7 protein-coding genes and 4 tRNA genes are annotated in these 10,691 nt (G+C 43.6%); 7 read left to right on the top strand and 4 right to left on the bottom strand.

Features of this window, described 5'->3' with window-relative positions; translation table 11 throughout:
- Nucleotides 1-31 precede the first annotated feature (31 nt).
- Genes LHW48_07295 through pyrF form a run of 5 tightly spaced genes read left to right on the top strand, consistent with a single transcriptional unit; the run spans nucleotide 32 to nucleotide 5,094 of the window.
- Nucleotides 32-1,585: a methylmalonyl-CoA carboxyltransferase gene (locus LHW48_07295; GenBank protein MCB5260259.1), complete on the top strand. Its 1,554-nt coding sequence runs from the start codon at nucleotides 32-34 to the stop codon at nucleotides 1,583-1,585.
- An 11-nt stretch (nucleotides 1,586-1,596) separates the two neighbouring features.
- Complete coding sequence (locus LHW48_07290) at nucleotides 1,597-1,788, top strand: hypothetical protein (GenBank protein ID MCB5260258.1); 192 nt, start codon at nucleotides 1,597-1,599, stop codon at nucleotides 1,786-1,788.
- A gap of 11 nt (nucleotides 1,789-1,799) precedes the next feature.
- Entirely contained in the window at nucleotides 1,800-3,773 is a 1,974-nt protein-coding gene (locus LHW48_07285) for a pyruvate carboxylase subunit B (GenBank protein ID MCB5260257.1), read from the top strand.
- 12 nt (nucleotides 3,774-3,785) lie between these two features.
- Nucleotides 3,786-4,322, top strand: coding sequence for a bifunctional pyr operon transcriptional regulator/uracil phosphoribosyltransferase PyrR (pyrR, locus tag LHW48_07280; protein MCB5260256.1), 537 nt, complete (start codon nucleotides 3,786-3,788; stop codon nucleotides 4,320-4,322).
- Nucleotides 4,300-5,094: an orotidine-5'-phosphate decarboxylase gene (pyrF, locus tag LHW48_07275; protein ID MCB5260255.1), complete on the top strand. Its 795-nt coding sequence runs from the start codon at nucleotides 4,300-4,302 to the stop codon at nucleotides 5,092-5,094. Before pyrR ends, pyrF begins: the two co-directional genes overlap by 23 nt.
- Nucleotides 5,095-5,259: 165 nt before the next feature.
- Here the strand turns inward: pyrF and LHW48_07270 are convergent.
- From LHW48_07270 to LHW48_07255, 4 genes are all read right to left on the bottom strand, one after another.
- Nucleotides 5,260-5,333 (bottom strand) — tRNA-Gln (locus LHW48_07270).
- 8 nt (nucleotides 5,334-5,341) lie between these two features.
- A tRNA-Gln gene (locus tag LHW48_07265) sits at nucleotides 5,342-5,416 on the bottom strand.
- Between the two features lie 14 nt (nucleotides 5,417-5,430).
- Nucleotides 5,431-5,522 (bottom strand) — tRNA-Ser (locus tag LHW48_07260).
- A gap of 40 nt (nucleotides 5,523-5,562) precedes the next feature.
- Nucleotides 5,563-5,648 (bottom strand) — tRNA-Ser (locus tag LHW48_07255).
- A gap of 655 nt (nucleotides 5,649-6,303) precedes the next feature.
- On the opposite strand from LHW48_07255, the gene LHW48_07250 reads away from it, so the two are divergent.
- Together LHW48_07250 and LHW48_07245 are read left to right on the top strand one after the other, a co-directional pair.
- On the top strand, nucleotides 6,304-8,085 hold the full coding sequence (locus tag LHW48_07250; GenBank protein MCB5260254.1) for a von Willebrand factor type A domain-containing protein: 1,782 nt from the start codon (nucleotides 6,304-6,306) through the stop codon (nucleotides 8,083-8,085).
- Between the two features lie 23 nt (nucleotides 8,086-8,108).
- On the top strand, nucleotides 8,109-10,556 hold the full coding sequence (locus LHW48_07245) for a hypothetical protein (GenBank protein MCB5260253.1): 2,448 nt from the start codon (nucleotides 8,109-8,111) through the stop codon (nucleotides 10,554-10,556).
- Nucleotides 10,557-10,691 lie beyond the last annotated feature (135 nt).

The following is a 10,691-nucleotide window of genomic DNA, read 5'->3' as shown; positions in this document are numbered from 1 at the left end:
ACAATACAATTTGCAAATGAAAGAGGTATAGATGCATACTACACAGGAGAATATCCAAAAACTTCTGAGCAAGCAGCAGAAGACTATTCAGATGGGGGGCGAAAAAGCTATTGCCAAGCAAAAAGCATCCGGTAAGTTAAATGCGCGCGAACGGTTGGATTTGCTTTTTGACCAAAACACTTTTAGAGAGTTGGATATGTTTGTAAGCCACCGTTGCGATAATTTTGGCATGGAGAATATCGAGATACCTTCTGATGGCGTTATTACTGGACACGGCCTGGTAAGTGGCAGGCATGTATTTGCCTTTTCTCAGGATTTTACTGCCAGAGGCGGATCGCTGGGCGAGATGCATGCCGCAAAAATTTGCAAAGTAATGGATATGGCACTTAAAAGCGGTGTGCCGTGCATTGGAATAAACGATTCCGGCGGTGCGCGTATTCAAGAAGGTGTGGATGCTCTAAAGGGATATGGAGATATCTTTTTTCGCAATTCACGCGCCAGCGGAGTTATCCCGCAAATAACTGCCATCATGGGCCCTTGCGCAGGGGGCGCCGTCTATTCCCCCGCCATGACAGATTTTGTCTTTATGGTAAAAAATACCAGTTTCATGTTTATCACCGGACCGGATGTAATAAAAGCCGTCACTGGGGAAGTAACCACTCAGGAAGAATTGGGCGGAGCTATGACCCATAACAGTAAAAGCGGGAATGCGCATTTTGCTTGCGAGAACGATGCGGATGCCATAGAGCAGATCAAGATACTGCTTTCGTATTTGCCCGCAAATAATATGGAGGATCCTCCCATACAGGCTACTGAGGATGATCCATGGCGGAATTGCCCAGAATTAGACGGCATTATTCCAGATAGTCCTCGCATGGGTTATGATATGCGCGATGTAATAAAAAGCGTGGTGGACGATGGGATATTCTTTGAGCCACATTATTTCTATGCTCAAAACATCATTGTAGGCTTTGCCCATTTGGCAGGGCACAGCGTTGGCATTGTGGCAAATCAACCCACAATTTTAGCTGGTTGTTTGGATATCGATGCTTCAGATAAGGCTACTCGCTTTATTCGTTTTTGCGATTCTTTTAACATTCCGCTAATTACTTTTGTGGATGTGCCCGGTTATTTGCCCGGCACTCATCAGGAACACAGCGGAATAATTCGCCATGGTGCAAAGCTCTTATGGTGCTATTCCGAAGCGACGGTTCCTAAACTCACGGTGGTTACCCGTAAAGATTATGGTGGCAGCTATATAGCAATGAGTTCACGCCATTTAGGGGCGGATATGGTGTTTGCCTGGCCCTCAGCGGAGATAGCCGTGATGGGCGCACAAGGCGCTGCAAATGTTATTTTCCGCAAAGAAATAGCTGCAGCAGAAGACCAAGTAGCCAAGCGCGCTGAGATGATAGCAGACTATGAAGAACGCTTCAACAATCCGTATGTAGCAGCATCGCGGGGATATGTGGATGCGGTGATAATGCCCTCAGAAACTCGGAAACGTTTAGTAGATGCGTTAGAAATTCTTTCCAGCAAGAGCGAAAGCCTACCACCCAAAAAACACGGAAACATACCGGCTTAAGAGGATATTTTATGAAACAAGATAAACGCTCTTTGGCAGCTATCTCCGCAGTATTGGCACTAATAAGCGGGGAGGAGAGGCACGAGGCTTACTCTAAGCCCATAACCGGAAATGCTTCCCATCCTTGGGCTGCCTATGCGCGCTCTCAAACTATGCAATATCGTGATATTACTCAAAGAAGAATCATAAAAAGAAGCAGATAAAAGGAGCAACAATGGATAAACACGGCATATTAGAAATGACCGCGATGCGCTATGAGGCAAATCGACCCCAAGCCGCCAATCCTATCAAAATACAAGACCTGAGCTTCCGCGATGGACACCAATCGCTCTTTGCTACTAGAGGCAGAACCGAAGACTTGCTGCATGTGGCAGAACTGATGGATCAAGTGGGCTACTATTCCATGGAAGTATGGGGCGGAGCTACTTTCGATACAATGCACCGTTTCTTGGGCGAAGACCCCTGGGAACGCATCAGAACTCTCAAAAAATACATCACTAAAACTCCGTTTTCGATGCTCCTTAGAGGGCAAAACCTGGTCGGTTATCAAAACTATGCCGACGACGTGGTAGAGGCATTTACACAACGCGCCTGCGATAATGGAATAGACATATTTAGGGTATTTGATGCACTTAATGACTTCCGCAATTTCCAAACTGCAGTTAAGATTATCAAAAAGAATGATAAACACTTCCAGGGTACTATATGCTACTCACTTACCGAACAGCGAATGGGCGGAGAAATCTATAATATTGAATATTATGTAAATAAAGCAAAACAACTCGAAGAAATGGGTGCAGATAGCATCTGCATTAAGGATATGGCGGGATTGATAGCACCATACGATGCCTACAACTTGGTAAAAGCGTTAAAGGCAGCGGTTAGGGCACCGATCCACTTGCATACTCACTTCACTTCTGGAATGGGTGATCTTTCGCTATTTAAAGCCATCGAAGCAGGTGTGGATATTATCGATACCTGTATGGGCCCCTATGCGTTTAGAACTTCTCATCCCGGCGTGGAACCTCTGGTAATAAGCCTCCTGGGTACAAATAGAGATACAGGATTTGATATTAGATTGCTGAATAAAATCGGTAAAGAAATGGAAAAAGACATACCCAAATACATGCATTTTGCAGATAACACCAAGTTTAGCATCATCGATACCGACGTGATTATTCACCAAACACCGGGAGGAATGCTTTCAAACTTGGTGAACCAATTACGACAAATGGATGCCTTGGATAAACTCGAAGATGTGTTTGAAGAAATACCCAAAGTTCGCAAGGACTTGGGACAAATTCCTTTGGTAACTCCCACAAGCCAAATTGTGGGCATCCAGAGCGTAAACAATGCGCTTTTTGATACTAAAGATGGCGAGTATGCCCGCATAACAGAGCAAGTAAAAGACCTCTGCTACGGCCTCTATGGCAAAACAACGCTGCCTATCGATAAAGACCTGCAAGCTAGGGCTTTGAAGGGTTATCCTAAAGGCGAAAAACCGATTGTTGCGCGCCCTGGTGACGTTATACCTCCTGCGATGGAACAAGTGAAAAAAGAAACTGAAGGCTTGGCTAAGAACTTGGACGATCAATTGATTGTAGCATTATACAATGTTACTGGCAAGAAGTTCTTGCGCATCAAATATGGTATGGATCCCATGCCAGAGGAGATGAAACCCATAAGTATGGAGGACGTGAAAGCCGAGCAAGAATTAATTGCCAAAGCTAAAGCAGGGAAATTGATAGAAAAACCGGATGCACCTGAAAAACCCGAAGATGTACGTCAGTTCGATGTATTTGTAGATGGTGGCTACTTTCTGGTAGAAGTGGCAGAAAAGGGGGGGGCGCCACGAGTGATCTCCAGCCGTCCTGCAGTACCTGTAGCCGCACCAAAGCCGGAACCAGTTCCCGCTACTTCTCCTGCTCCCGCTCCCATTGTCAAAGCGGCATTTCCCCAGCCCTCTGATGGTGAATCCATTACTGCTCCCATGCCCGGCATGCTTGTAAAGTATGAGAAAAAGGCAGGCGATAAAGTAAAACGTGGCGAAACAATACTGGTTCTGGAAGCGATGAAGATGTACAATAACATACCTTCCCCAATAGATGGAACTTTGAGTTCAACCCCGCTTTCATCTGGAACAAACGTTAGCAAAGGCGATGTATTGGCAATTATAACGGCCGATTAAGGAGTACAAAACATGCAGGTAAAAAGCCAGATCATGGACAGCGCTCAGATGAAGCGCAGTATTCAACGCATGGCGCACGAGATAATTGAGCAAAATAGAGGATTAGAAAAGATCCGTCTGGTAGGCATCCGCTCTCGGGGAGTACCTTTGGCTCACCAGCTTTCAGATTATCTAAAGCTCATTTCCAATCAGGAAGTGCCTGTGGGAGTATTGGATATAACTCTGTATCGGGACGATCTTTCTACAATAGCGCATCAGCCCGTAATCAAAGGCTCGCAATTGGATTTTGAGATTGAAGATGCCATCGTAGTATTGGTGGACGACGTGCTTTATACCGGCAGAACGGTACGTGCCGCCATTGATGCTTTAATGGATTTTGGCAGGCCTCGGCAAATCCAACTGGCGGTGCTGATCGATCGCGGACACCGGGAATTACCTATCAAAGCAGATTACGTGGGCAAAAACGTGCCTACCTCCAAAGAAGAAATAATCAAAGTAGCTCTCGCCGAAATTGATGGAGACGATAGTGTCAAAATCGTTCTGGCATAAATATCAACAGCGTTATAACGAGCTGGGAAGTCTTGTCTGCGTGGGCTTGGATTCTCGGCTCGATTTGCTACCTGAATGCGTGCAAAACGCTGATAATCCCATCTGGGAATTCAATAAAGCCATAATAGAAGCAACTGCTGATTACGCTACAGCCTTCAAGCCCAATCTTGCATTTTATTTGGCAGATGGCATAAGGGGTTTGGAAGCCTTGTATAAAACTGTGGAGTATATCCCAAAGCAAATCCCGGTAATTCTGGATTGTAAAGTTGGCGATATCGGCTCTACCATGCAAGGCTATGTAGAGGCTTTCTTCCGGAATATTAAAGTGGACGCCATCACGGTGAATCCATTGATGGGGAAGGACGTGATTACGCCTTTACTGCAAGAGGAAGGAAGCTTTGCCTTTGCGCTTGCACTCACTTCAAATCCCAGTGCGGAAGATTTCTTCCATAAAGCAGACATGAGGCATCGAGTTGTAACTTGGATTGCCCAGTACGATGTTACAAGATTGGGTGCCGTGGTGGGTGCCACTCAAGTAGCGCACCTGCAAGAGATGCGAAACTTGATGCCAGAAAGGCTGTTTCTGATTCCTGGAGTAGGTGCGCAGGGTGGCGATCTGGAAGCCGTGATGAAGTATGCGATCAAAAGCGCTGAGGATCCAAGAATTCTGATCAATAGCTCTCGCAGCATCATCTTTGCCTCTTTGGCTAAGGATTTTGCAGCCGTAGCAAGAATGAGAGCTAAAAATCTCTTTGGGGCTTGCAAGGCTTAAGCATCAATTCAATACCAGTTTGGATAGTATGTTAAGCCGATATAATGGCTTAGATGCGAACCACATCTACCACAGAGCGTAAAAGATCCCAAGAATGTATTTCATCCTTGAGGCGCTAGAAATCTTAAACAACAAAAAACCCGGCACTAAACCGGGTCTAATATCTGGCTGGGATGGAAGGATTTGAACCCTCACATACGGATCCAGAGTCCGCTGTCCTACCATTAGACGACATCCCAATAAACAATGGCTGGGCAGGGAGGATTCGAACCCCCGTATGGCAGGACCAAAACCTGCTGCCTTACCGCTTGGCGACTGCCCAACACTAAAATATTGTGGCGGAGAGGGAGGGATTCGAACCCTCGGTAGGCTTTAGACCTACATACGCTTAGCAGGCGCACACCTTCAGCCAGCTCGGTCACCTCTCCAGACACTTAAAATCTATTTATGTCTGTCACTGCTATTTACTGGCGGAGGATGAGGGATTCGAACCCCCATGGGCAGAACCCGGCGGTTTTCAAGACCGCTGCCTTACCAATTAGGACTAATCCTCCACATTGTTTGTTCCTTGAAATTCGAGCGTAGATTTTTGTCAAGCCCATTATTTCCGCACCTTTATTTTTTGGGAATTCATACTGCGATATATATCCAATCTGTCACATGAAAATTGGCCAGCTAGACACCAAACCTTCATAATGGATTATCCTTATTAACTTTGTGTATCATACGCCTTGTGCAATACCTCCGAATAGATACTATCATGTCTGTTTATTCAAGCAGCAAGGGGATTTGTAGCGGATTACTTGCTCCCATCATTAGGCATGTTTGAAGGAGGGATAATCCCTTACCGGCAGGAAGATCTTAGCCTAAACCTCAGGTAACGATACGTTTAGGCGGTGGGAGCGAAAGAGGCATGTTTATGAAGTAGAGAGCGTTGCACATCCATATATCGTAGATTTTTATGCACGAGACATCGGTTTTGTGGGCTTTTTCTAATCGTAGCTATGCCTACCCACCCTTGTTGTATGGAGCTTCGCCTCGTGCCCAGAATTTTCTGCGGTCTTTTGTATCAAAATCAAATTGGTGGATGGTAGATTACCAGAGCAGTTCCAGATTTGAAACACTGAATCTTTAAGAATACAAGCTTTTTACTTGACGGTATTGGCTTAAAGCGAAAACTTTGAATCATTGAGTTTTAGGGAGGATTTGATGTCCAAAAGGCTGCTTATAATTTGTATTATTATTTCACTAAGTTTTTTATGGGCAACTCAGGCTAGTTTTGTAGATAAACTCAGCATCGGTGGAAATATCGGAGGAGTGGTGCGTTCATCTGATGGTATTGGTCTATCTGATATTGAGATACGAGTATATCGTGAAAATAATCAGGTAAGTAAGTTGCATACCTGCTCGCGGGGAGAGTATGTAATCCACTCCCTTCCATCCGGCAAGTATATGCTGGAATTTTGGGATGCTGAGGGAAACAATACTCGACGGGGAGTTAAGGTTTTAGATGCACGTAATAGTTTCTGTAACATAGAATTAGATGCATCTGTGCAATCCAATATCAAGATAGAACTGAAGCCCAGCCTACAACAGTCAATTGTTCATAGTTTTCCTCCCTCCGACAGCACTTTTCCTCCCATTCCCGTGAGCGGAGCTTATGTATCTCCAAATATCCCTCCGTTTGAGCCAGAACCATTTCTTGCAGTAGAATCCGGAGCATTTTTTGAGGTTGATACGCATGCTTCGTACAAGATTACGTATCATAACGACACTGCATACTTCAGTTATCTGAGGAGAATTTTGACCGATGGCATCATCCCAGCTCCTGAGAGTGTGCGCATCAGTGAAATGATAAACTATATGAGCCCAATGTTCGATTCGCATCAAGAACCCGGATTTGTGATGCATAGCACTTTGCAGCCTCATCCTTTCAACAAAGAAGGAGAACTACTGAGTCTCACCCTAAAAGCACCGAGTAGAAAAATAGCCGCCGTCCAGCCAATGAATCTGATTGCTGTATTGGATTGTTCCGGTAGGATGGGAACTGAGCATAAACTGTATTTGGCACGGGAGTGTTTGAGGTATGTAATAGAGAATATGAAAGATACAGACCAGTTAAGAATTGTGTGTGCCAAAGAGGAGCCCAGCCAAATCAGTATTTTCGGTAAGGATAAACTTAAGGCATTCAGTGCGTTGGATGCAATTGGAGCAACAGGAAAGGGAGATATCGCAGCCGCTATGGAAATTGCGATTAACCTTGGAAAAGAAGCTGAGGAATGTGGAATCCTGATCTTTGGTGATGGAGTATATTCTCAATATACCATAGATTCTCTTTCTCAAAGCATAATTTCTGCAACGGCTAGAGGGTTGGAGACTTATATACTGGGCATAGGACGGGGGCTTTACCGCGATGATCAGCTAAAATTGCTAGCGCATAATAGTGGTGCAAGCTATATCTATCTTGATGGCATACAAGAGTTTCAACAACAATTCCGGAAACGCGGCGCCTTCAACGATAATATTATTGGCAAAAACATGAGCATTATGCTGGAATTTGATCTGCCCTCATCAATAAAAAAATACCGGGTAGTGGGAATCGAACACATCAGCGAAAACAGGAATACGATTCCGATGGCATCTATTCCTTCTAATATATATGCAGATCAAGAAATTACGGTTTTTGTAGAATTAGAAAAGCGGCAAGCTTCACAAGTTCTTACTAAACTGGGGAGAGTAATGCTTCAATATTATGTGGAAGAAGAACATAAGCCCCGCTACGAAGAATTTAGGATAGATGCGAAGTCTGCAGCGAATATCAATTCGTTGTTCAAGCCCAGTTTTGCTGCGGCTGCTTTTGGTATGCTGTTAGGGGAAGAACAGGGATTGAGGGAGCTGAATTACGATAATTTGCTTCATTATATGGAGGCAGATGATGAGTGTAAGGATTTGCGTAATATGATTGAAAAAGCGATGAAAGTGAAGTCTTGAACTTAGCTACTAGAGGTTTGAAAATGAAGTATAAGTTATTGATAGTATTATTTATTGCCATTTTAGCTGTTTCTTGCGATCTAAGCAGTGGTTTTCGTAACTACGATTTGATAAAACTGCAAAGCCACCAACGGAATGAATCGTTTGAAGATATGATTTTGGCGGATCTTAAAAGTGATGGTTCCGAGATGGTTGTTACCTCATATTTTGCGAATAACCTGGGCAGAATATTGATATCTGACATAGAGGGTAAAGTATTGTCACAAATCAATATAGGAAGGTTCCGACCATATAATTTGTCTGTTTTGAAAGAGCCACAGTCTGGGAAAAACTGGCTTTTCTATAACATCAATAATAATGAAAACCTCTCGTTACAAGCAGTTAGCTACGATTGGAAAATACCGTTAAAGCGAGAAATGAAGAGTTTTGAGGCCTATAATCGAGACGATGAACTAATGAGTATAGACGCATATTCCTGGCAATCGAGTTTTAGGCCTAAGATATTGGAAGACATTGATGATGATGGCAAATATGAATTGGTATGCCTCGCCAGAGATGGCTACAGTTCTAATCCCAGAGGAGTGATAGTTTACGACTGGGAAAGCGGGAAGAAGAAGTGGTTTTTCCGTAGCCCTACCGTATTCAATCAAATAGTTTTTGCAGATCTTGATGGCGACCATCAGAAAGAATTCTTGCTCTCGAATGTAGCATTCAATAATAACTTGTACAAGATTAATGGCTTGGATGATTTCAGCGGGCATCTAATTGTATTAAACAAGATGGGCCAAATGGAATATCTGCATAAAGTGTTTGAAGGATTGGGTTTTTTAAGCCTGAACGTTGAAGATGTTAATCAGGACGGCATATTGGACATCTTTGTTGTTGCTTCAACGCGGGGGACAAATTCGCAAAACGACATGATTTTGCGCTTAAACTACGAAAATAAGCGCCTGATTCGCAAAAAAGAACTGCTCTTGCCGAGAACATTGAGTCAGATCGAAAACAACGGCTATCTGCATCGCTTGGGGGAGTTAAAAGATTATACATTAGTTGTATGTGACAGTCACCGAGGCATTCTATATTACGATACAAGTTTGAACGAGATGGATGTAACACCGCAGATTGATGTAAGTAGGATCTATGCTATAAGTGAATTAAGGAAAATGGGTAGTAAAGACATTGTTGCCCTAAATAAAGATAACGAATTGCAAGTTTTCGATAATAAACTGCATGAACTTGCTCGTATCCCCGTGCCCAAACCAGACTCTCGCTTTTTGAGAGTATGCGTACTAAAGCAACAAATGGGGAATCTGCCAACAATTGCCCTCATGATGGATGACTCGGTAGTGTTTTATGGGCTCAAGCGTATTTCTTTCTTAACAATGGGATATAGACTTCTAATGACTAATGCACTATTTGTGATTTTGGTTTTGGTGTTGGTACTTATCTATATCTACATTGTAAGATGTAGATCGAAGAAAGATGCCATAACTACGCTAAATCAGCTACGTGAAGGGGTTATCATCGTACGGGGGAAAAACCGCATAGGATTCATCAATAAAGCAGCGTTGGCTATGGCAATCGAACATGATCCTTATTCATCTTTAACCAACTTAAACGATATCTTTCCCGAACTGGAAGACACTCTTCAAGGTATGCAACGTAGCCAAAGCACGTATCAAGATTTGGAACTGCAGATCTGTGCTAGACCAACGAAAGTTCATGTAGAGAAAATGGCAAGCATGCTAAATAGGTATCTGATCTTTCTTTACCAGAATGAGGTGGAAGAAACAACGGCGGAAGCGATGCAATGGGCAGAAACAGCACGCAGGTTATCACACCATGTAAGAAGGCATATAACAAATGTTATATTGGCGCTAGATCCGCTTGAAAAGGCAGCAGACAGCAAAGATGCAGAATATCTGAATATCATTAAAGGTGAGATCGAAAAGGTGCGAGTATTTACTCACGCTTTCCAGCGTTTTACCGAGATGCATGATTATGATCTCAAACAACAAGATATCGTTCCCTCCTTAGAGCACGCCATCGAGTCAACCAGGATTGCGGAAAACATCAAGTTAATTCGTGATTATACTCTCAATTCAATATATGCCAAGATAGAACCGATCCGATTTGAGGAAGCCATTGTAAACACAATCAATAATGCCACCGAAGCCATGCCAGAAGGAGGCATTTTGCACATCAGTATCCGCGAATTCCCTAATCACTCCAGTCCGCGCGGGAACCTTAGCGTATTAGTAGAGATAGAGGATACCGGCAAAGGTATTCCCCCCAAGTATATGGAGGATATTTGGAAACCGTTCTTTACTACAAATCAATCCGGCACGGGAATAGGCATTCCGGAAACACACAAGATTATTGCTTCGATGGGTGGCTTGATGGATATCCAAAGCGAAGAAGGAGTGGGAACCACCGTTTCTATTTGGCTGAAGGGAGATAAAGATGAATAAAATCAGAATTCTAATTGCCGATGATGATCTTGTTTTTTGCAAGCTTACTGGAGACCTGTTACGTCAAGAAGGATACCTGGTATATACCGCCAGCAGTATTGATGAAGCAAATAAGGCACTAGATAGTCAGAGTTT

The sequence above is a fragment of the Candidatus Cloacimonadota bacterium genome, assembly GCA_020532355.1.
In the GTDB taxonomy this organism is placed as follows: domain Bacteria; phylum Cloacimonadota; class Cloacimonadia; order Cloacimonadales; family Cloacimonadaceae; genus UBA5456.
Note: the sequence above shows the minus strand (reverse complement) of the source record. Positions and strands in the feature narration are given on the sequence as shown.